We start from the raw sequence: 23,413 nt of genomic DNA on the forward strand, positions 1-23,413 counted from the left end.
AGCGCCTTTAGCTACTGGTTACTCGCTACTAGCAAAAAGAAAGCCCTCGAAGAGCGAGGGCTTTTTTGTATTTACGCCGTTCTAATAGCTACTTGCCAGTAACCATTAACGATTTTCGAGTTAGACGTCTAAGTTCGCTACCTTCAGTGCATTGGTCTCGATGAAGTTCCGACGTGGTTCTACGTCATCACCCATAAGCGTAGTGAACAACTGGTCAGCTGCGATAGCATCTTCAATAGTGACTCGAAGCATACGACGTGTTGCTGGATCCATAGTCGTTTCCCACAATTGGTCTGGATTCATTTCACCCAAACCTTTGTAGCGCTGAACATAGATACCACGTTTTGATTCGTTGATGAGCCATTCAACAGCTTCAACAAAATCATCTACTGGCTTCTCTTTCTCACCGCGACGGACAAAACCACCCGCCTCAACCAGGCCATCGATCTTCTCACCAATAGAAACCAGCTGATCGTAATCACGACCCATCAGGAACTCGTAATTCATTGGATAATCGGTATCGACGCCATGCTGACGAACCACGACAACAGGCAGATATAAATTTCGTTCTGCGTCATGTTCAATCCGCAAGGTGTAGGTTGCTGAATTGATTTCACGAGTAGTCAGGTCACCTTGTAACGTTTCTGCCCACGTATTCATAGATGCTTGATTTTTAAGCATTTCTTCAGTCAATCGTGGAGCATAGACGAGGCGCTGCAAGAACGCCTCTGGCATCCGTCGCGATAATCTCAATTTGATGCTGTTCTGCGCCAATTGATAGTCGGTAACCAAAGTTTCAAGGTGAGCCCCACTTATTCCCGGAGCGTCGGCATTCACATGCAACGAAGCACCATCTAGAGCCAAGCTCGTTAAATATTGCACTAAGCCAGCTTCGTCTTTGATGTATTGTTCTTGCTTACCTTTCTTCACTTTATAAAGTGGTGGTTGAGCAATATACATGTATCCACGTTCAATAAGTTCTGGCATTTGACGATAGAAGAAGGTCAACAGCAACGTTCGAATGTGCGAGCCGTCGACGTCAGCATCGGTCATGATGATGATGCGGTGATACCGTGTTTTGTCTGGGTTGTACTCATCACGGCCAATTCCACAGCCTAATGCAGTGATTAATGTCGCGACCTCTTGCGAGCCCAACATTTTATCAAAACGTGCTTTTTCGACGTTTAGGATCTTACCTTTCAACGGCAAAATCGCTTGGAACTTACGGTTGCGGCCCTGCTTTGCAGAGCCACCTGCAGAGTCACCCTCCACTATGTAGAGTTCAGATAACGCCGGATCTTTCTCTTGGCAGTCTGCTAGCTTTCCTGGCAAACCAGCAAGATCCAATGCACCTTTACGGCGAGTCATATCTCGCGCTTTGCGAGCCGCCTCACGCGCGCGTGCCGCATCGATAATCTTGCCAACAATGATCTTTGCTTCGTTCGGATGCTCAAGTAAGTAGTCAGCTAACTTCTCATTCATCGACTGTTCAACTGCACTCTTCACTTCTGAAGAAACAAGCTTGTCTTTGGTCTGCGAGGAGAATTTAGGATCAGGGACCTTGACGGAGATGACAGCAGTTAAACCTTCACGAGCATCATCACCAGTAGCGTTCGTCTTATACTTTTTATTCAGACCTTCCTTTTCCATGTACGAGTTGAGCGTACGGGTCAAGGCTGCTCGGAAACCAGCTAAGTGAGTACCGCCATCACGCTGAGGAATGTTATTCGTATAACAGAAGATATTCTCATTAAACGAATCGTTCCATTGCATGGAAACTTCAACAGTTATGCCATCATCTCGCTCTTGTGCGAAGTGGAATACTTGCTGATGAATAGGTGTCTTGTTCTTATTCAAATACTCGATGAAAGCACCAATACCACCTTCATACTTAAAGTGGTCAGAACGATCAGAACGCTCATCACGCAAAATGATCGACACGCCAGAGTTCAAGAATGAAAGCTCGCGAAGACGTTTCGCTAAGATATCGTAGTGATACTCAATGTCTGCAAAGATCTTAGGACTTGGCCAAAAGCGAATTTCGGTACCCGTCTTATCGGTATCGCCAATTTGCTTTAATGGGCTATCAGGGTCACCTAAGCTATAGAACTGCTCATAGACATGACCTTGGCGACGTATAGTCAGTTGAAGCTTTTCAGATAACGCGTTGACTACAGATACACCAACACCATGTAAGCCGCCCGACACTTTATAGGAGTTATCGTCGAACTTACCACCAGCGTGCAGAACGGTCATGATGACCTGGGCAGCAGAAACGCCCTCTTCTTCGTGCATATCAACTGGGATGCCTCGGCCGTCGTCGCGTACCGATACCGAACCATCGGAATGTATGGTGACGAGTATATCTTTGCAGTGTCCTGCTAACGCTTCATCGATCGAGTTATCGACAACCTCGAATACCATATGGTGTAAACCAGTACCGTCATCGGTGTCACCGATATACATGCCTGGGCGTTTGCGAACTGCATCGAGTCCCTTCAGGACTTTGATACTGGACGAATCGTAAGTGTTTTCTGCCATAAAAAGCTTCTCTATTGTTCCTTGACGGTTCCATGTTCCACGTGGAACATTTTGATATCTGCGCTAGAAAATAGTTCTGCCAGAATTCCGACATCTATCGCTGATACAAAAACCTGTGAATTGGATGCCATTAAGGCATCACAAAATTTCTTCTGGCTGTGTTCATCTAACTCAGCTGCAATATCATCAACGAGATAGATACATTGTACGCCAGTTTGCCTCTGTAAGTATTCACCCTGAACAAGTTTCAGAGCGGCAACTAACAGCTTTAACTGTCCTCTCGACAGTATATTTTTCACATCATCGCCATTTGCTTGAATTCGCAACTCGGCCTTATGAGGACCCACCGTAGTGTGCCCGTAACGTAAATCTTGTTCTTGATGTTTATTCAAAGCATCAAGCAACGTTCCTGAGCGATCCCAACCTGCCTTCAACACAGCCGTAAATTCGTATTGAGGGAGAAATGTCTTCAACCGCTCGGATAAATAGTCACTCAAACCCTCGATGTAGGATTCACGATAATCTGCAATCCTTTCACCATGACTTGCGAGCTGTTCATCCCAGTACGCATGTTCATTTTTGAATCGCCGCATTTTCAGCAGGCTATTTCGTTGTTTGAGTATCTTACTAAAGTTCACCCAGTCACTATAAAAGGAATGTTCCACGTGGAACACACCCCAATCGATAAACTGACGACGCTGTTTCGGTCCACCTAATACCAACTCCGTACTCTCCGGAGTCATCAATTGCACAGGTACCATTCGTGCCAGCGCAGCAAACTTCTTTTCCTTTTCACTATCGATACGAAGTTGAACTTCACCAACGTCGTCACGCTGATAGCCTACTGTATGCTTTTGACCTGATTGCTCTACTACTCGAGCAAACACAGTAAACCGACTTTGATCGTGCTGAATGAGCTGCCGATAACTCCCTGGCCGAAACGATCTTCCAAAACCTAAACAGTAAATCGACTCAAGTAGACTTGTCTTGCCGCTACCATTATCACCTGTAATTAGATTGATGGTTTGGCCGGGCTCAATTTTCGCTTGAGCGAAATTTCTAAATTGTGTGAGCGCCAGGGCCTCTAAGTACATCTGAATTCCGAATAAACCCGATTACAAACGCATCGGCATTACGACATACAGCGCCGAGTCATCTTCGTTATCTTCAACTAGCCCGCTTGCATCAGGATTGCTCAAAGTTAACTTCACTTGTGAGCCTTGTACTGTATTCAGAACGTCAATCAAATAACTCACGTTGAAACCAATCTCTAGGCTGTCACCTTGATAATCGACCTCGATGACTTCTTCAGCGGACTCTTGCTCTGGATTGTTAGCCGTTAAGCACATTTCACCAGAGCTCAAATTAACCCGTACGCCACGATATTTCTCATTTGATAAAATGGACGCGCGCATACATGCTTGCTTCAGAATATCGCGGTCGGCAACAACCACTTTATCGCCGCCTTGCGGCAATACTCGGCGATAGTCTGGGAAGCGACCATCGACTAATTTACTGGTAAAGCAAATGCCGCGAGTCTCAACGCGAATGTGATTATTACCGATAGCGACTTTCACTTCACTGTCGTCATCTTCGAGTAATCGCAGCAGTTCCATCACACCTTTGCGCGGGACGATCACTTGTCGACCCGTTAGATTCGGTTGCGCAATTTCACAACTGCTCATCGCAAGGCGGTGACCATCAGTTGCCACCGTGCGCAAAATATTCGTATCCGTTTCAAACAACATACCGTTCAAGTAGTAACGAACGTCTTGATTTGCCATTGAAAAATGAGTTCTGTCCATCAAATCTTTCAATATCGACTGGCTAGTAACGAGTTGAATATCGCTATCCCAGTCGTCGATATTCGGGAAATCTTCAGCAGGAAGTGTCGCCAACGTAAACTTGCTTCGGCTCGATTTAATCGTTGCCTTGTCCGCTGACGCGCTAAACTCAACCATGGCACCATCAGGCAGGCTTCGAACAATATCTACTAACTTCTTAGCGGGAACAGTGACTTCACCTTCGTCGCCGGTAGCAATGTCACAGGTCGACACTAACTCAACTTCCAAGTCAGTCCCTGTTAATCGCGCATGACCATCGCGTACCTGAATCAGTACGTTCGATAGAATCGGAATGGTATGGCGGCGCTCAACGGCTCCGCTTACAACTTGAAGTGGCTTTAAAAAAGCATCACGGCTGATGGTAAATTTCATCCCCACATTCCCCTGTTGGTCGATTCATTGCTCTCTTTGGAGTCGTTTTAATCTTATTGAATGCTATTTAGCTCATTCGCTCGGCTTATGCTGATAGCGTCCGAATTAAATTACGATAGTCTTCTTTTATATCATGTTGCGCGTCTTTCAACTCTTGTATTTTTCGACACGCATGCAAAACCGTCGTGTGATCACGACCACCAAATGCATCACCAATTTCCGGTAAGCTATGGTTCGTTAACTCCTTCGACAAAGCCATCGCTAACTGGCGAGGCCTCGCAACAGAACGACTGCGGCGTTTCGATAGTAGGTCAGCCATTTTAATATTGTAATACTCCGCCACTGTCTTCTGGATATTCTCTATGGTAACCAACTTTTCTTGCGCGGCAATCAGGTCTCGCAACGCCTCACGAACAAAGTCGATAGTGATTTGTCGGCCGGTCAAGTTGACGTTTGCAGCCAACCGGTTTAATGCACCTTCCAACTCACGAACGTTCGAGCGTAAGCGCTTCGCAATAAAAAACGCGACTTCATGAGGTAAGGTGATACCACGCTCTTGCGCTTTCCGAATCAAAATCGCCACCCGCGTTTCTAACTCAGGCGGCTCTATCGCAATAGTCAAACCCCAACCAAATCGTGAACGTAATCGATCTTCTACCCCTTCAATTTCCTTAGGGTATAAGTCGCTGGTCATGATGATTTGCTGATTACCTTCGAGTAACGCATTGAAAGTATGGAAGAATTCCTCTTGAGAACCCTTTTTGTTCGCGAAGAAGTGGATGTCATCTATCAATAATGCATCAACGGAGCGGTAGTACCGTTTGAATTCATTAATCGAATTATTCTTAATTGCATTTACCATGTCTTGCACAAAACGTTCAGCACGCATGTAGAACACCTTAGCGTCCTTTTTATGCGTCATGATGGCGTTACCGACCGCATGCAATAGGTGAGTTTTACCCAAACCAGTGCCGCCATAGACAAACAGTGGGTTGTAAACGCCCCCGGGATTCTCAGCGACCTGCAAAGCGGCAGCACGTGCAAGTTGATTCGACTTACCTTCAACGAAGTTATCAAAGGTATATTCAGGATGGATATTGCACTCGAATGCCGGCGCCGGCGAATCTTCTTGATCCCATGGTTGACGACGTGACGGGATAGGTGATGAACCCACCGTCGAGGAACGACGAACAGGAGTCGGCTTCGCATTATTATTGCTATTACCTTCAACGCCACCTACCGAGAAGGCAACATTAGGTGTCCGTCCACCCTTATCTTTCACAAGGTCACTCAGGTAGTCATTGATCAGATTCAGGTACTTATCCTTGACCCAATCAACAACATACATGTTGGGAGCAAATAGCGTAAGCGTGTCATCCTTGAGGTCCGCCTGCAAAGGGCGAATCCAGGTATTGAAATGCTGTGTCGACAATTCGCCTTGCAGCCGATCGGCGCACTGTTGCCAAAGCGATTTATTCACACCTGTCTCCCTGCTTTAATCGTTATCATTATCTGCTTGGTATTAGGTCTCTAAACGCCCACTGAAAGTGAGTCACAACAACGTCTAGATCCATTGTTTTAGTTCTCTCGATTCTACTGAAAATAGCACGCGATCGCTAGCTTTCGGACAAAAATATGCGACAGTCTGCTGACTATTTATCCACACTAAGAATCATTCTCAAGAACAAAATGTGGATAGCTTTTTGCGTTGACTTTAGTCCCAACAACAGATAGAATTCGCGCTCTTAATTTTAGGCAACCCGATTACGGATTAACGTCATGAAAAGAACATTTCAACCAAGCGTATTAAAGCGCAAGCGCACTCACGGTTTCCGTGCTCGTATGGCAACTAAAAACGGCCGCCAAGTTTTGGCTCGTCGTCGTGCCAAGGGCCGTCATAGCCTGTCTGCTTAATCAAAGCAGCTTGCATTGAAGCAGCTTGCATACGGACGGGAGTTACGACTGTTAACTCCCAGTCAGTTTCAGTACGTCTTCGAAAATCCCCCGGTGAAAGCCGTCACGGCCGAACTCACCATGCTTGCAAAACCCAACTCACTTGGCCACCCTCGGCTAGGTATTACTGTTTCTAAAAAGCGCGCGAAACGAGCAGTTGATAGAAATCGACTGAAACGTAAGATTCGCGAGAATTTTCGACTGAAACAGCATAAAATACCCGCGTTCGACATCATCGTTATTGCGAAAAGCGGTATCACCGATATCGACAACGACATTCTGCAACAGCGTTTGGATTATTTATGGCGTACCTTAGCAAAGCGTTGCGCGCAATACCTATTGGCTGCATCCGACTCTACCAGCTCGTCATCAGTCCGCTGATTGGCCCGCGTTGTCGGTTTTCGCCAACCTGTTCGCAGTACGCCATAGAAGCTATCCAAAAGCATGGTATGATGCGAGGCTTCTGGCTTGCCAGTAAACGGATAGCAAAGTGCCACCCGGGTCATCCCGGCGGTTTCGACCCGGTTCCAGGTACCGAACCTGTATCGGACAAAAACAAGACGAAGTAAAACAGAGACGAAGGACTTATGAATTCGCCACGTTCCATTTTGTTTATTGCATTTTTGGTAGTGAGTTTTTTCCTCTACCAAAGTTGGTTAGTTGAGACGGCTCCAGCCGGAATTCAGCAACCACAGCAAACCCAGCAGCAAACGTCCACGGATACTCCTGCAGCAACATCATCAGATGCAGCCGTTCCTGAAGCTATGATCGATGATTCGGTTCCAGCGGCAAATGCCAGCACTGCAACTCCCGAAACTGCTGAAGTGACCTCGCGCCAAGTGCGCGTAGTAACTGACGTGCTCGATGTGATGATTGACACCCGTGGAGGTGACATCGTCAGTGCCGAATTGACCCAATTTGCCCGAACTCAAGACTCTGCAGCGCGTTTCCAGTTATTACACGCGAATCCCGCTGAGCTTTATGTTGCGCAGTCAGGGTTAGTGGGAAGTAATGGTACCGATTCCGCTGACGGTCGTCCTGTGTTCTACGTGGAACAAGATCAATACGAATTGACTGACGGTACACTTGAAGTGCCCATGACCTACACCGCTGATGACGGAACCGTCTTTGAGAAAGTATTCACCTTTACTCCGGGTTCTTACGCTGTCGAAGTATCGTACCGTATTCAAAACAACACTGATGCACACCAGCAAATGCAGTTTTATGCTCAGTTAAAGCAAGTGATTATCGAAGGTTCAGGCAACATGATGATGCCGACCTATCGCGGTGGCGCTTACTCGTGGGATGAAGACCGTTATGAAAAATATGCTTTTGACGATATGCAAGATCAGCGCCTTAATCGTGCCACTGACACGGGCTGGGTTGCGATGTTGGAGCACTATTTTGTCTCCGCTTGGATACCTCGTACTGAAGGCACTAAGCAATTGTTCTCGCGGGTTATTGGCGGTAACCAAGCGATTATGGGTATGTTGTATCCAAGCACTATGGTTGCACCTGGTGCCACAGCTGAAATCACCTCGACGCTCTTTATTGGTCCAAAAGACCAAGACGCGATGGCACTGGTGGCCGAAGACCTTGATCTAACTGTCGATTACGGCTTCTTATGGTGGTTAGCACAACCCATCTTTAAATTACTTCAGTTGGTTCAAAGTTTAGTGATCAATTGGGGTCTAGCAATCATAGTCGTGACCGTCATCATCAAAGCGCTGTTGTATCCGTTAACCAAAGCACAATACGTGTCGATGGCGAAAATGCGGATGATTCAGCCGAAAATGACGGCCCTGCGTGAGCGTCATGGCGATGACCGTCAGAAGATGTCGCAAGCCATGATGAAGCTGTACAAAGAGGAAAAAGTGAACCCTCTGGGCGGTTGCTTACCGATGTTGCTGCAATTGCCTATTTTCTTGGCGCTGTACTGGGTACTGCTCGAAAGTGTGGAATTGCGCCATGCGCCGCTATTCCTCTGGATTGAAGATTTATCGGCGAAAGACCCGTACTACATCCTGCCAATACTGATGGGTGTATCAATGTTCTTCATGCAGCGCCTGCAACCGACACCTGCAACGGATCCAATGCAGCAGAAGTTGCTGCAATACATGCCGGTTATCTTTACTTTCTTCTTCCTGTGGTTCCCATCCGGTCTGGTACTGTACTGGTTGGCGAGCAACCTGATCACCATTGCACAAATGCAGTGGATATACTCAGGATTGGAAAAGAAAGGCATGATGGAACGCCGTAAGAAGTAAGCTATGGACGACGCCTTTAGCAACAACGACACTATTGTTGCCCAAGCCACGCCTCCCGGGCGTGGTGGCGTCGGCATTGTTCGTGTTAGCGGCCCTGCGGCACGACAAGTAGCTGAACAACTCCTCGGACACTGTCCGCCGGCTCGCAAAGCTGAATACCTACCGTTTCGGAATTTAGATGGTGAGCTGCTTGATGAGGGTATCGCCCTCTTCTTCCAAGCTCCCAACTCGTTTACCGGTGAAGATGTCCTAGAGCTACAGGGCCATGGTGGGCCAGTACTCATCGACATGATCATCAAAGCTATTCTGGATTTCCCTGATATTCGTCCAGCGCGACCGGGAGAATTCAGCGAACGCGCCTTCCTCAATGACAAGCTTGATTTAACGCAAGCAGAGGCGATTGCTGACCTGATTGATACAACGTCAGAGCAAGCCGCAAAAGCGGCCTTACAGAGCTTGCAGGGTGGCTTCTCGTACGAAATTGATCAGCTCGTCGACGCAGTAATTCATCTACGGATGTATGTTGAAGCTGCCATCGACTTTCCCGACGAAGAAGTCGACTTCCTAAGCGATGGCAAAGTAGCAAGCGATCTCGAAGCTATTATTGACCGCACCCATGAAGTAATGCGCCAAGCCAAGCAAGGTTCATTGTTGCGGGAAGGTATGAAAGTCGTTATCGCGGGCAGACCCAATGCGGGGAAATCAAGTCTGCTAAACGCTTTGGCAGGTCGCGAATCGGCGATTGTTACTGCTATTGCCGGCACCACGCGGGATGTCTTGCGGGAACATATTCAAATTGATGGCATGCCGCTGCATATTATTGATACTGCAGGACTTAGGGAAAGTCCCGATGAGGTTGAGCAAATTGGTATTCAGCGTGCCTGGGACGAAATTCGTCAAGCGGATCGCGTGCTGTTTATGGTCGACGCCACCGAAACAGAAGCCATCCATCCAGCGGACATTTGGCCTGAGTTTTTTGAGCAACTCCCTGATGACCTGCCCTACACCGTTATCCGCAATAAAGTGGATTTAAACGCAGAACCCGTGGCACTGGAGGACATCAGTGGTATTCCCGTACTGCATTTGTCCGCTAAAACCGGCCACGGCATTGAACTGCTGCGCGAACATCTCAAGCATTGCGTTGGCTACCAAGCCACCAGCGAAGGCAGCTTTATGGCGCGGCGGCGCCATCTTGATGCGCTGCAACGCGCCTTACAACACTTGTTGACCGGCCAAGAACATCTCGAGCTCTCTCTTGCCGGAGAATTGCTCGCTGAAGAGCTGCGGCTTACTCAGCAGCACCTCAACGAAATCACTGGCGAATTCACCTCCGACGACCTGCTCGGCAAAATCTTCAGCAGCTTCTGCATCGGCAAATAATTTAACGCATTGGCCAGTTGGGTTCGGCTGCGCTCAGCACGCCGCGCTGTTCGGCCTCGCCGATTTCAACGATAACCTTATGGTCCTTAATGACACTGAAGAAATCGCTCACGCGCACTTCATTCAGTGTCGCCAGTGGGCAGCTACCATGGCCATATATGCGCACGGATTCTTGGCCTGCGTAAACTTCACGGGTAGCGTACACCACCGGCAACACTTCAACCGCGCACTCCGCATTGAACTGCAGGGCACTCGAAATCAATTTCATAAATTTTGGTTGCTGCGCTTCTAGAGCATCCAGCGGCAATAGCCGACCTTCGTCGTTAACTAGAAATGGCGCCAAAGCGGCTAAATCATGCTCGACAATGCGCCAGCTCCAATCGAACTCCTGCGGGTGATCTTCACCGCTTTCGATTTGGATAAAACTCGTGCTGAAGCGATGTGCTTCCGCGCTTGTGGCTAACAGTAAACAACAGGCAATCAATAAGAAGTTCTTCATGGTTGTAGTTCCTCAGCGGCAGCCAAAAGTTGGCGATCAAAAGGTTCGCGGGCTACCGCGATGTTCAATTCAGCCCAGTGCATTGCTTGGTCTGCATCTGGCTCAACATGGGTAAAGAAGTAAGCCAAATCCGATGTGTGGAGCTTATCGGCACGCAGCACACGCATCTCAATACGCTCAGCCGTGACATCGCGCCAGCAGGATTGAGCGCCTTGTAGCGTCTCTGCATGGGCAATTCGAACCAATAGACTATCAACAGGTATTGCGTTTACTGCCGGACACTCGCCAACAACAGCAAAAACATCTGCAAGGCGGTTGGTAGCAATGAGTACATCAATCATTTGTTTCTGCGCAACAACGGGCTGCTCCGCGTAGTTCGGGTAGTCCAACCAACGTAAAGCATCGTTGTAAAGTCCCAGCAACTGGGCCTGCTCAGCGAGGATTTGTCGGCGCCAGCGAGTTAAGGCTGAACTCGGATCTTGATTGCGTTCTTCAAGGCGCACAAGGGCCGGGTAACTCATCGTCAGATCACCAGCACGTCCTTTCACCTCTAATAAACACGTTGCCACCACATCCATCGGTGAATATTGGCTAAGCGCTTGGCACGAGCGTTCAGCAACAGCGAGTTCATTTCGCGTTAAGGCAATTCGTGCTTGCATTAAATAAGCGTTTTCTTGTTCATAGCCAAGTTTTAAAACCGTCTCGATAGCAGCCAATGATTCATCAAAACGATGTTCAAATTGAAGTAAGTCCGCCCGTGCTAACCACCAGCGGGCCTGCTCTCGATTAGATAATGTGGTGAGTTGCGGTTGTATGTCATTCCATAACGATGCGGCACGATCATGCAGTTCGTGTTGTGCTTCGTCCTTGCCTGCTACGACATACGCAGCGTAGCGTTCAGCACCAGAAAAGGGGGTTGCGGCAATGCCGCAACCCCAAGGGGCCAACACCAAAAGGACGAGGAGCCTTAGGGTGCTTTTAGTCATTGCCAGATACCTCTCCGGCAGCAACTAAATCGTCAAACTCAGCGGTATCCATGACGTCTTGGTCATATTCACGACCATTGACGGCTAACGGTGTAGACTGAGCGTCCTGCGCATAGGCTTCACGTACTGCGCTGCGAAACGAGACTTGCAAGACATTAACCGTAATACTAATAGTGCCCGCGGCGCTCAGCTCACCGTCGGAGACGGAGAAACTAAAGCTGTCGTCACCGGTGTACTCCGCTGCGGGAGTATAAGTGAATGCACCGGTAGAACTGACGGTCACAGTACCGTTCATGGGTTCATCGCCAAGACTAAAGGTGAGCGTATCACCATCACGATCTGTGGCCGATAACTGCCCCATCAAAGGCGTATCAGTAGTTGTGGTTACACTTTCCGAAACCGCACGTGGGGTGCTATTCGGAGTTGGCTCGTCATCACTCGATCCACCGCAGGCACTGAGTACCAGCATCGAACTAATGAGCAAAGCTATACGAGTTTTGCTGCTATTCATGGGTCTAACTCCTTACTGTGGTGAACCGGCTAATGGTGCGACCAAGTATGGGAACCCTGTATCCACAAAGCTCGCATCAAGTGGAGCGCCATCGGTAAATGGAGCGAAACCTACATTCGCATCCGCAGGCGTGCAGAAGCCGAGATTCGTTGGCTCGCCATTGACAGGAATGTCATGACACAACGCACCCATCACGACGCGCAAAGCGATATCAACGACGTCATCACCAGGACGGCGACCATTCGGGAAACCTGCAAGGTCATTACCGGCAACACCAAAGTTTGACTGTAAATCAGCCGGGGTAGCTGGAATAGCTGTATTCAAGCGCAACATTTCTGACGGTGTCACTGTGGCTTGCTGGTTCACACCTGCAAATCCCGTCAAGAAAGCCGCAACCAAATCCGTACGCGGATAATTAGTCGGTGCGATAGTCTCGAAGTCGGTACCCAAAGTCGCGTTTACCGCATCTTTGAACAGGAGGTCCAAGATGATTGGTAAAGTTGGATTGGTCACATAAGTTGCGAACTGCCCGTCTTCTGAAGGATGCGCAGATGAGAATCGATCTTTGTCATCAATACCAATTACCAATTCGTTTACCAGCGGTGAACCTAACCGTGATACTTGTACCAATGCACCGCCGTTCACTTCAGGTTTGTCGAAGGTTGCATTTGGATTCAGGATGCGCGCTTGCGGTAAGCTCGCGGTAGTCCATGCACCAATAACACCGTTACCATCACCCGTAAGGCATGATTTCGGTACTTCTAATGCAATAGTGTTGACGTTTTTATCATTCAAGTCGTCATTGGCCGTCGACTGCGTAATACCACCTGGGAATCCAGCACCGTCGCCGGCACCAGGAGTACTGTCGCCTTCAACCGGCACATAATTCACCAAGTCGAATGTCTCACCCAAGTTTACGGTGAATGGGTCTTTGCGTTGACCAACAAACACGCGACCGGGCGCACTACAATTTGGAATCGATACGTCATAGACATACTGGTCTGCATAGGCCGCATAATCAGCAGTTGAACCGAAGGTCTTCTCGCCAACATAAGCGTATGGTTTTACGAACTCACTTTCACCATTCGCGCCCATAACGTCACTGCTAGTACCCGAATCCTGCGGACCAGAGACAACGTCAATCGTGTAGGTTTCGCTGAAGTTTAACGCACCGTTACTACCGGCTGCGATAGGACCAACATGCTTCAGTGGCACGCTGACTTCAACGCCATCAGGACCAACGGGAAGCTTGACGCCGCCTACTTGATTATTAAAGCGAAATTCAAAAGTCACATCCTCAACGGCGTCACCATCGGAATCAACGTGTAACGCATAAACTGCAGCAGGATCCATCGCAAAATAGTTTGGACCGCCGTAGCTGTCTTGCAAAGGAATATAGTTAGCGATGATCGTGACATAGTCTTCACGACCTGGCTCATAACTATTAAAGATATAAAAGTCCGTCGAATCGACGGTAGGGAAGCGCGCAACATTCGGCGCTTCACGGTGACTTGATGCAAACGCAGTAGTCGCACTAGCAATGGCTGCAACTATAGCTGTCGCAATAACAGTTTTCTTGTTCATCTGAATGCCCTCTTAATCGTTTTCGGTTATTGGTCAAAACCCGACAATTTCAGGCGGGTCTAACCTATAAACGAACAAGAGGGCATATTGGATGCAAAAAATTTTACATTCTTATCAGATCAGTAGTATAGAGCACTGGACCCGTTGGTACTGGTTCAGGTGAACCCCCAAGTGGCTCGCGGCTTACAGCCAATGCGGCTACTTGCGCTAAATCAATCCGCGTACCCAAATCTAATATAACATCGCCTTGTTGTGGCAATAAACCGAGAGAAATAGGCGGCGTACCATCAACTGGAAGCATCCATAATTGATAATCCTCATTCGGCAGCCGTTCAATAGCACCCACTGCGGCTACCTCAAGACGCTGTTCACGCTGTTCGATTAACCATAAAGTACGTGCTTCACTGCTTTGAATCACGGCCACTCGCTCAATAGACGGAGCGATAACCGGATCGGCTGGAATCAACATAACCAGATTCACAATCAGCAATAAGCTGGCGAACGCGCCAAAGAACCAAGGCCACTTCGATGTGGTTTCAGTTTTCGATTGAACCCATCCTAGACGCGATTGAATGCGTTGCCACACACGCTCACTAGGTTGTTGAATGGGAATCGTATCGGTGAGCTCATGCAGGTGCTCTTCCCAAAATGCGACTTCGTCACGAAGTTTCGGAATATCCATCATGAGTCGTTGAAAACGTCTGCGCGCAAGGCCACGCATACTTCCTACCACAAAGCGGGCGGCTAGCTGGTGCTGTAATTCTGTTGATTGATAGTTCATCGTTGTAAGCACCTCTTCAGACTTTCCAGACCTCTACGGATCCAACTCTTTACTGAGCCGAGCGCTTCACGTAAGTGATCACTCACTTCTTGGTGGCTTAACCCATACACGAAGGCCAGTTGAATGGCCTGTCGAGTGGTCGGTTGCAGCTCGTCCATACACACCCGAAGTTGCTTACTGTCGGCAAGGGAATCTAGGGAGGAATCCAAGGTATCGGTAGCCGGTATCTCATCAAAGTCGTCAGTTGAAAGCTCTTGGTTAGCGCGATTACGTAATAGGTCGATCGACCGATAACGCACCATGCTAATCAGCCAGCTCATCACTGAGCCTTTGGCTACGGTATAATCCCCCGCTCGATGCCAGACCTTAATAAATGTGTCTTGGAGTGCCTCTTCCGCCCAATCGGTTCGTCGCACAATTGTCAAACTGACGGAGTACAACTTCGCCGAGGTGGCCTCGTAAACACGCCGAAACGCGGCGGTATCGCCGAGCGCGATTTGTTGTAAATCACGCTCGAGTGTTTGTGGTGTCGTCATAACAGGGGATCCTTGTTGCTGCGGTTATATAAATATTCGTATAACTCGCGCTTTTGGATGCAAACATTCGCAACTATTCTTGTACTGGCGGCTTGCGAACAAACCAAGCCACTACCGCAGACGTGATGATTCCCATAACGAAGGCGCCAACAACGGCTTGCAAGAGATAACTGTCTAACGAAAAGTAAGCGACAGCATCTGCTTGGCTCATTTTGTCGTTTGCTACCGCGTAATCAATAGCATTGGTAAAAAAGTGCGGTGTAATGAATGTATGGGTCAGGTACTGTCCCAACGGCGTCAATAGCGTTACTACTATGGTGATTACTAGACCAGACAGGAACCCTTGCTGCCACGTCATCACTCCGTTTAATTGACTGCGCTTTTGTCGCAGAGCGAGCACATAAATAGATATCGCGATAATGGCAAATAAGTTGGTCCAGAAAGGGTGTTGGTCGATGTGGGTGCTGTGCAGACCTGCTAGGCGCTCAAGCAGCATCCAAAGCAGCATGGCGACCATAAAGAGGACGCCCCATTTGATTTCTAAAGCATAGTTTTTCATGACTCAATACTCGCTTCTTGTTGTTATTAGAGGAGATTCGAGCTTGAGTATAGCCAAAAACTACAAATTGCGTACTCGTGATTGAATCCGCTTAATAGCTTGGCTGTGTAATTGCGAAACGCGCGATTCCGTCACGTCGAGTACGGCACCAATTTCCTTCAAGTTGAGCTCTTCTTGGTAGTACAAAGTGATGACCAGTTGCTCTCGCTCTGGGAGAGTTTCGATGGCATTAATCAGTAATTGCTTCAGCTGAGCTTCGGTAACCTGCTCAGCGGGAGTATCCACGCCCTCTTCAGTCGTGGTTTCGCCGCCCGGAGCTTCTAGCACAACTTCGTCGTAGGACAGCACTAAGCCACTATTCGTATCTTGCAGCAACTGATGATAGTCCTCTATAGACATCTCAAGTTCAGCGGCTATTTCACGCTCTTCAGGGCTACGACCAAGTCGTTGCTCTAAACGACGCATTGCTTGTTCAAGTTCGCGCCCACTGCGGCGGACACTGCGTGGTATCCAATCGCGACTGCGCAGTTCATCAATCATTGCACCGCGCACGCGTTGATGAGCAAAGGTCGAAAACGCCACACCTGCTTCAGGATCAAACCGGTCGACACAATTTAGCAGGCCTTCCAGACCGGCCTGAATTAAATCGTCGGTATCAACTCCAGCCGGCAATCTCACCTGTAACGCCAACGCTTGGCGGCGCACCATAGGGTAATATTGTTCAACAATGGTGTTGCGGTTTATTTTGCCTTGAGACGTATACATATCGTCCTTTGCCTACCCGTCCTGCGGTTCACGAATAATCAATAATTCAATATCAAAATAGGTTTGCGCAATGTGTTGTACGTTGCTTAATAACCCTCTGCGAGACGCCATTGCAGGGTGCACTGCTAATACTCGTTGGTTGCGGACACCCGCTGCAGAGAGTGCGCGCAATGCTTGATAAGCGCGATAAAAGCTATCAAGGTCAGTATCAATCCACAGCCCTAATCTAGGGTAACTTTGTACCACTTTATCCAACTGAGGATAGTCAGTGGCTACTGGTATAATTCGCCACCGACTGGCATCGCCAACCCAACGTTTGCCCACTTGCTGCCAGCGTTCTAGCACGCCTTCAACTCGTTGCAGTTGTCCAGGTCCAAGCTGTGGTAAGCCAATCACGACAAGGTCTTCTGGCTCAGTCAGAAGCGCGGAACCGTCATCCCGCTCCTGTGCCCACTGTCGTAACCCTGCCGCTTGATCAGTCATGTTGAGACCAACCCCTTGTTGATTCCGCTTGAATGCCTGCTGATACTTCACGCAATGCCTGATGCGCAGATAATACTCGAATCATTCCACTCACTAGTTTACTGCCATCGACGCGACCCCGTTTACCACTTAAAGCAAGTAAATCGGCTCGCAATCGAGCCGCTTGGGGCTGCAACGAATACTCCAAATGGATGGCACTTGCAGCGATTGCCGCTGCTAACCACTGACGTAGCTCGCTTGGCGCTCCGTCGAGCTGTTGCCACGCAAACCGCTGCAACCGGCCCAGCTCTTCTAGTTGTAAACTATACGTAGTCCGCGCGACCAAGTCATCCACACTGGCATTCGCGTCGAGAATCCAATAACGGCGTTGTACGGCTGCTTTGCCCTTGCCACCCTGTAATTCACCGTAACACAGCTGCCACGGAGCGTCGCTAGCAACGCCATCAACCGCTGCAATTTTGAGCCTTAACGTCCGCGTTTCGCCTCGATAGACTAATTTTTCGGCGCCTTGCTGCAGTGGTACGCCATCGCGCTTAATAATTTCACTGGCAGATCTTACTTGTCCCTGCTGAGCCAAACGATGATTTACATTCACTGTAGCCAGCCAACCGCAACCGCGACTGGTTAAGGAGGACAACTCTGTCACATCCGGCAAATAATCAAATAGTTGCAATTCCGCTGACTGAAACTCCGGTACGTCGCACCAGCTCGCACTCAACATCGGCAAACCACCTTGCGACAGTGCCACGGTAGCCGTGCGTTGCGACCAGCCTTGCAGTGGCTGTGGTGCAGCCCATCGAACCGCTGGCGGCGTGCGTTCGGTACGTGGTGGCGGCACTTGTCCGAGTTGGTATGCTTGGGTCACTAAAGCAAAATCGGGGATCAGTTGCTGTAAACTGGCAAAAGCAAATTGCAAACTTTGTCCTTGGTCGACCAGCCGACTTGCATTGAACTGCTGCGGCAACTCCAACTGCCATGCTTGTTGCTCTTGCGCACTGGCTTGAGTTGCATCGCCTAACGCGCAATTCAGCAAGCTCTCAATATGGGGCGGTTCGAAATCTTCTGGCACACGCTGGCCGCTGGAAATAGCTTGTACTTGAAACTGATGCCGACAAATCACGTCGAGGACACCACCGCTGTGCGTACACTCGTCCACTTTCGTAATAATGCAGTCGTTAATTTGAAGGTCACTTTCTTGCGCTATGCGCCGGTATATTCGCGCTACTTCATCGAGCGTTGTCGGTTGCGCGGCAGCGTTGAGCAATAGCACTAACTGAGAAGACTGCGATTGCTGTAACGCCGCTATTTTGCTTGGTAACCGCTGATCGCGCTGGCTCATACCGACTGTGTCCACCAAGATTAATCGCTTGCCTTTCATCGGTTCAGCCAACGCTGAGAGCGAGTCACCGTCGCGCAGCGGATGCATGTCGACATTCAAAATATCTGCGTACACCTCTAACTGCTGCTGTGCACCGACACGATAACTATCTGTGGTGACCAATAGCAAACTATCGGCACCGTGGCGCATCACGTATTGAGCTGCCAACTTCGCCGTGGTCGTCGTTTTGCCTACACCGGTCGGACCTACTAACGCCACAACACCTGTAGCATCGAGAATAGGCCAATTCACCTCAGCCACGGCTATTCGCGCACTAATTTGTTCACGAACCCAACGCTCGATATCAGCCTGACTAGCAGACGCTACATTCAATGAACCGGGCATATGCGACACAATCTGTCGCGATAACTCATGACTGAAACCACCTATGCGCAAACGGCGATATAAACGGCTTTTCTGATCTTCTGCGAGTGCTTTGTCTTGAGTTCCTGCAGTTGTTGTTGAGCGTAATTCGGCTACTTCGGCTCGCAACGCCTGCATCTCAGTGAGTAGTTGCTGCGTGACCTTAGTAACATCCACAGAGGTAGCCGCGGTCTCAGGAGCGAGCTGATCTAAATCTGCCTCAAGAGCAGCGAGTACAAGCACTCCCTGACTATTCGGGCGCGTGCTGAGAATAACCGCATCGTCACCGAGCTTCTCGCGAACTTGCCGCATGGCTTCGCGCTGGTTGGCAGCGATAAACTTTTGCACCAAAGCCATTATTGACCACCACCTTGATTCGCCTGCGCACCAATCACACTAATGACCTTAATAGTGCGGTCGTCTGGGATCTCCGCTTGAGATAACACCGCCAGATCAGGTAATTGACGGCGCAAGAAATGGGCTAACAAGCCACGTAAATGATGGGGTGCTACAAGAACAGTTGGGAGCCCCATGGTTTCGAGTCGTTGCATCGCTTGTTGTGTTTGCTGCGCCAACGTATGCGCGAGGCCAGGTTCCAACGAACTGTTTTGATTCAATGCCTGAGTCAACATTTGCTCCAGCTGGACATCCAAACCAATCACTTGAAGTTCAGAAGTACCGCCAAACCATTTCTGCGTAATGGCTCGTCCTAACGCCAAACGCACACGTGCAGTAAGGTCGTGTACATCGGTTTGCTGGCCTTCAAACTCGGCGAGCGTGTCGAAAATAGTGCGTAAATCGCGAATGGATACATCTTCATTCAACAAATTCTGTAGGAGCCGTTGTAACGTGGTCACAGTCACACATTTCGGGACCACATCTTCCACTAGCGCTTTGTTCTCTTCAGCCAGCTTATCAACCAACTGCTGCACTTCTTGGCGGCCGAGCAAATCAGCAGCGTAGCGTTGTAACAGATGATTCAAATGGGTGGCAACAACGGTACTCGCATCAACCACTGTGTAGCCATAAATTTGCGCATGCTCACGCTGATCGGACTGAATCCACAGCGCCGGTAGGCCGAATGCGGGATCTTTGGTGGCAATACCTTCCACAGAACCGGTAACTTGACCCGGGTTGATGGCCAACCAGCGGTCTGGTTGAATATCAGCGCGCCCGACTTCACCGCCTTTCAAGGTGATGCAGTACGTTGTGGGTGGCAATTCCAAGTTATCGCGAATGTGCACCACAGGCGGCAAGAATCCGACTTCTTGCGCAAATTTCTTACGAACACTTTTGATCCGACCCAGTAATTCACCATGCTGGGTATCATCGACTAAAGTGATGAGGCGATGGCCGACTTCCATGCCCAGCGTATCGACCAATTGTACATCCTGCCAACTTGCCTCTGGCGAACTAAAACTTGGCGCTGGCGTAGCTGCTTCAGCCGCTTGTACCAATGCTTGTTGTGTTTGATTTTTATGCAGATACCAACCGATACCGCCCAACAGCGCAGCGAATAGCAAGAAAATAAAGTTTGGCATGCCCGGGATGGCACCGAGTAATCCAATAACGCCTGCTGCTAGCCACAATACCTTCGGACTCACAAACAGCTGTTTCAATAGCTGTTGCCCGACGTCTTGGTCGGTATTCACTCGAGAGACCGTGACACCGGCCGCCGTGGAGATAATCAATGCTGGAATTTGCGCGACGAGACCATCACCTATGGTCAACAAAATATAGACTTGAGCCGCATCACCAAAACCCATTCCGTGCTGCATGGTCCCAATCAACAAGCCACCGATGATGTTAACAATCATGATGATCATACCGGCTACAGCATCGCCGCGGACGAACTTGCTAGCACCGTCCATCGATCCATAAAACTCGGCTTCCTGACCTACTTCTTGACGCCGACGGCGCGCCTCATCTTCACCAATCAACCCAGCATTCAAATCGGCATCAATAGCCATTTGTTTGCCCGGCATGGCATCCAAAGTAAACCGTGCACCAACTTCCGCAATCCGGCCCGCACCTTTGGTAATAACCATAAAATTGATGATCACGAGAATCAGGAAGACAACTAAACCGACTGCAAAGTTACCGCCAACGAGAAACTCACCAAAGGCTTCAATCACTTTACCGGCTGCATCACCGCCATTATGTCCTTCCATCAATACAACACGCGTTGAGGCGACGTTGAGTGACAGACGCAGCAAAGTAGTAAAGAGCAAAATGGCTGGGAACGCCGCAAATTCGAGCGGCTTTTCGGTAAACATGCTGACCAAAAGCACCATCAATGACAAGGCAATGTTGAAGGTGAATAGGAAATCGAGAATGAACGGCGGTAATGGCAGAACCATCATCGCCAAAATCATTAATATCAGTACTGGGCCAACCAGAACCTGCAGTTGAGTCCCATTGATTTTGCCCATGCTCGTCAGGAGGTTCATGAGGCCTCCACTTGCATGTTTTCAGGTACTAAGATGTTTCGTGGCGTGGGAGGGAATACACCATCGCCTCGCGTCGCCTTCTTCAACTGGAACGCCCACGCCAAGACTTCGGCAACAGCGGTGTAGAGATCAGCTGGAATTTCACGCCCAATATCGACATGACGATTCAAGGCCCGAGCGAGTGGCGCAGCTTCTAACAATGGCACGTCATGCTCAGTGGCGATTTCACGAATACGCTGTGCGATTAGATCCGTTCCTTTGGCTACCACTTTGGGTGCGCCACTGCCAATTTCGTCATATTTGAGCGCCACAGCATAATGTGTCGGGTTGGTCACAATCACGTCCGCAGTAGGCACATCGACCATCATACGGCGTCGTGCCATGGCTTGTTGTTGCTGGCGAATTTTCGCTTTTAAGTGGGGATCACCCTCGGTTTCTTTGTTCTCACGCTTTACTTCGTCCTTCGTCATTCGCAGCTTTTTGTTGTGCGTAAAAATTTGATACGGAACGTCGAATAACACCACCACGACCAGAACCATAACCATCAGTAAACACGCAAGTGCTGCCAGCTCCAGCGCACTGTAGAGCGCCTCTCGGGTCGGTAAGGTCATTAATCCCATGAAGGTTTCACGATTCGACCACAAGAAGAGGCATAACACGCCTCCGACCAGAATGGTCTTGGCAATAGCCTTACCTAACTCGGCAAGCGACTGGCTTGAGAAGATACGTTTAAGGCCCTTCGCCAGGCTAAGCTTGTCGAGTTTCGGCTGCATTGATTTGGCAGAGATCAACCAGCCACCTAGAAGAGCCGGAGCAACTAAAGCTAAAACCACCATCACAACGAATAATGGCAATAGAGCAAATAATGCTTGCTCCGCAAGACCCAAGGTATTCGTCAGCATTGGACCGGGTTCTGTTACCGCCAAGCGCTCAAATAGAAAGGCTTGCTCCATGACCGTGCCGAGTCGTGCATAAATATCGGAACTCATTCCCCACAGAGCAATAAGGCCACCGAACAGCAACACAAAAGTGGTCAGCTCGCGCGATCGCGCAACCTGACCTTCATCCCTCGACTTTTGAATTCGTCGGGGTGTGGGGTCTTCTGTTTTTTCCTGATCGCTTTGCTGTTGCTCGGCCATCTCACTTTTCCAACAGGGACAATTCGGGACTCTGTTGGCTAGTGTGCCGCATAGCAATTAAAAATGAATGGTGGAATAAGGCTGTTTTGGTCGCTTATTTCAAGCTTTCTAGTTGTTCCCAGTTGGCGCTGTCATGGTCGGTCCGGCACCTTCAGTAGGCTCGCTGAGGATATCAAACTGATCACCTTTGAAAAGACCCTGTTGCTTGATGAAATCTGCCGACTCAGACGTATGCACTACAAGGGTAATCCGGCGGTTCATCGGGTCGTCCGACGCGACGTCCTCCATCGGGATCCGATCCGCTACGCCCATCACGAGCAGCAATTTCTCAGAATTGAGGCCACCCTGCACTAACTCGATACGTGAGGCGTTTGCGCGGTCTGAAGACAACTCCCAATTACTATAGCCAACTTCACCACCAGAATAGGGAATACTGTCGGTATGACCACTAATTGTGACTTCATTTGGAATTTCATTGAGTAATGGTGCCATCGTTCGCAACAGTTGACGCATGTATGGAGCCACGTCATCGCTTCCTAGCTCGAACATCGGTCTTTGCGCTGTGTCGACGACCATTATTCTTAGCCCTTCTCGGGTGATATCAAAGCGCAGCTGATCGCGGATATTGCGTAGCTCTGGATCGGCGTCTACGGCGCGCTCAACGCGCTGTCGCAGATTTTGAAAGTGACGGCGAACGTCAGACGGCCGCGTCTCACGACGCAAATCGATTCGAGCTTGCTCGCCCTCGGCATGAGACGGATCTGCACCACCCCCTTGGATGGCTGATGCAGCTGCTGAGTTTCTGTCACCACTGCTTAATGCGACGACTAAAGGCGTCCGAAAATACTCCGAAATACTCTGTCGATCTTTCTCGCTCGACATCGACAAAATCCACATCGTCAAAAACAATGCCATCAACGCAGTCATGAAGTCTGCTAGCGCAATCTTCCAACTACCGCCGTGGTGTTTCTTGACGATCTTTTTGCGTCGAATAATTATCGGGCGTTTGTCATCGGACATGA

At 49.3% G+C, this 23,413-nt stretch carries 22 protein-coding genes; 5 read left to right on the plus strand and 17 right to left on the minus strand.

From position 1 onward, the window contains the following. Positions 1 to 120: 120 nt before the first annotated feature. From gyrB to dnaA, 4 genes are all read right to left on the minus strand, one after another. Positions 121 to 2,541, minus strand: a complete 2,421-nt coding sequence (gene gyrB / locus CWE22_RS08195; RefSeq protein ID WP_169930833.1) for a DNA topoisomerase (ATP-hydrolyzing) subunit B — start codon at positions 2,539 to 2,541, stop codon at positions 121 to 123. Between the two features lie 11 nt (positions 2,542 to 2,552). After that, complete coding sequence (gene recF / locus CWE22_RS08200; RefSeq protein WP_169930834.1) at positions 2,553 to 3,635, minus strand: DNA replication/repair protein RecF; 1,083 nt, start codon at positions 3,633 to 3,635, stop codon at positions 2,553 to 2,555. Positions 3,636 to 3,656: 21 nt separating this feature from the next. Beyond that, complete coding sequence (gene dnaN, locus CWE22_RS08205) at positions 3,657 to 4,757, minus strand: DNA polymerase III subunit beta (RefSeq protein WP_169930835.1); 1,101 nt, start codon at positions 4,755 to 4,757, stop codon at positions 3,657 to 3,659. An 85-nt stretch (positions 4,758 to 4,842) separates the two neighbouring features. Next, entirely contained in the window at positions 4,843 to 6,237 is a 1,395-nt protein-coding gene (gene dnaA, locus CWE22_RS08210) for a chromosomal replication initiator protein DnaA (protein ID WP_169930836.1), read from the minus strand. 299 nt (positions 6,238 to 6,536) lie between these two features. On the opposite strand from dnaA, the gene rpmH reads away from it, so the two are divergent. From rpmH to mnmE, 5 genes are read left to right on the plus strand one after another with little or no spacing between them, the layout of a single operon-like run. After that, positions 6,537 to 6,671 carry a 50S ribosomal protein L34 gene (gene rpmH, locus CWE22_RS08215; RefSeq protein WP_169930837.1) on the plus strand — a complete coding sequence of 45 codons (135 nt, stop codon included), beginning with the start codon at positions 6,537 to 6,539 and terminating at the stop codon, positions 6,669 to 6,671. Positions 6,672 to 6,686: 15 nt separating this feature from the next. Continuing rightward, positions 6,687 to 7,091 carry a ribonuclease P protein component gene (gene rnpA, locus CWE22_RS08220; protein ID WP_169930838.1) on the plus strand — a complete coding sequence of 135 codons (405 nt, stop codon included), beginning with the start codon at positions 6,687 to 6,689 and terminating at the stop codon, positions 7,089 to 7,091. After that, positions 7,013 to 7,279 carry a membrane protein insertion efficiency factor YidD gene (yidD, locus tag CWE22_RS08225; protein ID WP_169930839.1) on the plus strand — a complete coding sequence of 89 codons (267 nt, stop codon included), beginning with the start codon at positions 7,013 to 7,015 and terminating at the stop codon, positions 7,277 to 7,279. The genes rnpA and yidD overlap by 79 nt, the downstream gene beginning before the upstream one ends. Positions 7,280 to 7,297: 18 nt before the next feature. Further along, positions 7,298 to 8,977, plus strand: coding sequence for a membrane protein insertase YidC (gene yidC, locus CWE22_RS08230; protein ID WP_169930840.1), 1,680 nt, complete (start codon positions 7,298 to 7,300; stop codon positions 8,975 to 8,977). Between the two features lie 3 nt (positions 8,978 to 8,980). Then, the gene (gene mnmE / locus CWE22_RS08235) at positions 8,981 to 10,357 is read left to right on the plus strand and encodes a tRNA uridine-5-carboxymethylaminomethyl(34) synthesis GTPase MnmE (RefSeq protein WP_169930841.1); all 1,377 of its coding nucleotides are present in this window, start codon (positions 8,981 to 8,983) and stop codon (positions 10,355 to 10,357) included. 1 nt (position 10,358) lies between these two features. Here the strand turns inward: mnmE and CWE22_RS08240 are convergent, their stop codons facing one another. The 13 genes from CWE22_RS08240 to motB all read right to left on the minus strand — a co-directional run bounded on the left by CWE22_RS08240 (position 10,359) and on the right by motB (position 23,411). Then, positions 10,359 to 10,856, minus strand: a complete 498-nt coding sequence (locus CWE22_RS08240; protein ID WP_169930842.1) for a hypothetical protein — start codon at positions 10,854 to 10,856, stop codon at positions 10,359 to 10,361. Next, complete coding sequence (locus tag CWE22_RS08245) at positions 10,853 to 11,842, minus strand: tetratricopeptide repeat protein (protein ID WP_169930843.1); 990 nt, start codon at positions 11,840 to 11,842, stop codon at positions 10,853 to 10,855. The genes CWE22_RS08240 and CWE22_RS08245 overlap by 4 nt, the downstream gene beginning before the upstream one ends. Next, complete coding sequence (locus CWE22_RS08250; RefSeq protein WP_169930844.1) at positions 11,835 to 12,353, minus strand: Ig-like domain-containing protein; 519 nt, start codon at positions 12,351 to 12,353, stop codon at positions 11,835 to 11,837. Before CWE22_RS08250 ends, CWE22_RS08245 begins: the two co-directional genes overlap by 8 nt. 12 nt (positions 12,354 to 12,365) lie before the next feature. After that, the gene (locus tag CWE22_RS08255; RefSeq protein ID WP_169930845.1) at positions 12,366 to 13,937 is read right to left on the minus strand and encodes a DUF4331 domain-containing protein; all 1,572 of its coding nucleotides are present in this window, start codon (positions 13,935 to 13,937) and stop codon (positions 12,366 to 12,368) included. 103 nt (positions 13,938 to 14,040) lie between these two features. Further along, positions 14,041 to 14,718, minus strand: coding sequence for an anti-sigma factor (locus tag CWE22_RS08260; RefSeq protein ID WP_169930846.1), 678 nt, complete (start codon positions 14,716 to 14,718; stop codon positions 14,041 to 14,043). Further along, positions 14,715 to 15,254 carry a sigma-70 family RNA polymerase sigma factor gene (locus CWE22_RS08265; protein WP_169930847.1) on the minus strand — a complete coding sequence of 180 codons (540 nt, stop codon included), beginning with the start codon at positions 15,252 to 15,254 and terminating at the stop codon, positions 14,715 to 14,717. Before CWE22_RS08265 ends, CWE22_RS08260 begins: the two co-directional genes overlap by 4 nt. A gap of 73 nt (positions 15,255 to 15,327) precedes the next feature. Continuing rightward, positions 15,328 to 15,813, minus strand: coding sequence for a DUF4199 domain-containing protein (locus CWE22_RS08270; RefSeq protein ID WP_169930848.1), 486 nt, complete (start codon positions 15,811 to 15,813; stop codon positions 15,328 to 15,330). A gap of 60 nt (positions 15,814 to 15,873) precedes the next feature. Next, positions 15,874 to 16,578: an RNA polymerase sigma factor FliA gene (locus CWE22_RS08275; RefSeq protein ID WP_169930849.1), complete on the minus strand. Its 705-nt coding sequence runs from the start codon at positions 16,576 to 16,578 to the stop codon at positions 15,874 to 15,876. Positions 16,579 to 16,590: 12 nt separating this feature from the next. Next, on the minus strand, positions 16,591 to 17,061 hold the full coding sequence (locus CWE22_RS08280) for a hypothetical protein (RefSeq protein ID WP_169930850.1): 471 nt from the start codon (positions 17,059 to 17,061) through the stop codon (positions 16,591 to 16,593). Next, the gene (flhF, locus tag CWE22_RS08285; protein ID WP_169930851.1) at positions 17,054 to 19,159 is read right to left on the minus strand and encodes a flagellar biosynthesis GTPase FlhF; all 2,106 of its coding nucleotides are present in this window, start codon (positions 19,157 to 19,159) and stop codon (positions 17,054 to 17,056) included. The genes CWE22_RS08280 and flhF overlap by 8 nt, the downstream gene beginning before the upstream one ends. Next, on the minus strand, positions 19,159 to 21,252 hold the full coding sequence (gene flhA, locus CWE22_RS08290) for a flagellar biosynthesis protein FlhA (RefSeq protein WP_169930852.1): 2,094 nt from the start codon (positions 21,250 to 21,252) through the stop codon (positions 19,159 to 19,161). Before flhA ends, flhF begins: the two co-directional genes overlap by 1 nt. Further along, positions 21,249 to 22,391 (minus strand): flagellar biosynthesis protein FlhB, encoded by a 1,143-nt coding sequence (gene flhB, locus CWE22_RS08295; RefSeq protein ID WP_169930853.1) that lies wholly within the window; start codon positions 22,389 to 22,391, stop codon positions 21,249 to 21,251. The genes flhA and flhB overlap by 4 nt, the downstream gene beginning before the upstream one ends. 108 nt (positions 22,392 to 22,499) lie before the next feature. Continuing rightward, entirely contained in the window at positions 22,500 to 23,411 is a 912-nt protein-coding gene (motB, locus tag CWE22_RS08300) for a flagellar motor protein MotB (protein WP_169930854.1), read from the minus strand. Between the last annotated feature and the right edge of the window lie 2 nt (positions 23,412 to 23,413).

Origin of the sequence: Pseudidiomarina aestuarii (assembly GCF_003987355.1) — a bacterium.
GTDB classification, from domain to species: Bacteria; Pseudomonadota; Gammaproteobacteria; order Enterobacterales; family Alteromonadaceae; genus Pseudidiomarina; species Pseudidiomarina aestuarii.

Coding starts and splice junctions, on each gene's coding strand:
- gyrB (WP_169930833.1), bottom strand. CDS start 2,541: ATGGCAGAAAACACTTACGATTCGTCCAGTATCAAAGTCCTGAAGGGA.
- recF (WP_169930834.1), bottom strand. CDS start 3,635: ATGTACTTAGAGGCCCTGGCGCTCACACAATTTAGAAATTTCGCTCAA.
- dnaN (WP_169930835.1), bottom strand. CDS start 4,757: ATGAAATTTACCATCAGCCGTGATGCTTTTTTAAAGCCACTTCAAGTT.
- rpmH (WP_169930837.1), top strand. CDS start 6,537: ATGAAAAGAACATTTCAACCAAGCGTATTAAAGCGCAAGCGCACTCAC.
- yidD (WP_169930839.1), top strand. CDS start 7,013: ATGGCGTACCTTAGCAAAGCGTTGCGCGCAATACCTATTGGCTGCATC.
- yidC (WP_169930840.1), top strand. CDS start 7,298: ATGAATTCGCCACGTTCCATTTTGTTTATTGCATTTTTGGTAGTGAGT.
- mnmE (WP_169930841.1), top strand. CDS start 8,981: ATGGACGACGCCTTTAGCAACAACGACACTATTGTTGCCCAAGCCACG.
- CWE22_RS08240 (WP_169930842.1), bottom strand. CDS start 10,856: ATGAAGAACTTCTTATTGATTGCCTGTTGTTTACTGTTAGCCACAAGC.
- CWE22_RS08245 (WP_169930843.1), bottom strand. CDS start 11,842: ATGACTAAAAGCACCCTAAGGCTCCTCGTCCTTTTGGTGTTGGCCCCT.
- CWE22_RS08250 (WP_169930844.1), bottom strand. CDS start 12,353: ATGAATAGCAGCAAAACTCGTATAGCTTTGCTCATTAGTTCGATGCTG.
- CWE22_RS08255 (WP_169930845.1), bottom strand. CDS start 13,937: ATGAACAAGAAAACTGTTATTGCGACAGCTATAGTTGCAGCCATTGCT.
- CWE22_RS08260 (WP_169930846.1), bottom strand. CDS start 14,718: ATGAACTATCAATCAACAGAATTACAGCACCAGCTAGCCGCCCGCTTT.
- CWE22_RS08265 (WP_169930847.1), bottom strand. CDS start 15,254: ATGACGACACCACAAACACTCGAGCGTGATTTACAACAAATCGCGCTC.
- CWE22_RS08270 (WP_169930848.1), bottom strand. CDS start 15,813: ATGAAAAACTATGCTTTAGAAATCAAATGGGGCGTCCTCTTTATGGTC.
- CWE22_RS08275 (WP_169930849.1), bottom strand. CDS start 16,578: ATGTATACGTCTCAAGGCAAAATAAACCGCAACACCATTGTTGAACAA.
- CWE22_RS08280 (WP_169930850.1), bottom strand. CDS start 17,061: ATGACTGATCAAGCGGCAGGGTTACGACAGTGGGCACAGGAGCGGGAT.
- flhF (WP_169930851.1), bottom strand. CDS start 19,159: ATGGCTTTGGTGCAAAAGTTTATCGCTGCCAACCAGCGCGAAGCCATG.
- flhA (WP_169930852.1), bottom strand. CDS start 21,252: ATGAACCTCCTGACGAGCATGGGCAAAATCAATGGGACTCAACTGCAG.
- flhB (WP_169930853.1), bottom strand. CDS start 22,391: ATGGCCGAGCAACAGCAAAGCGATCAGGAAAAAACAGAAGACCCCACA.
- motB (WP_169930854.1), bottom strand. CDS start 23,411: ATGTCCGATGACAAACGCCCGATAATTATTCGACGCAAAAAGATCGTC.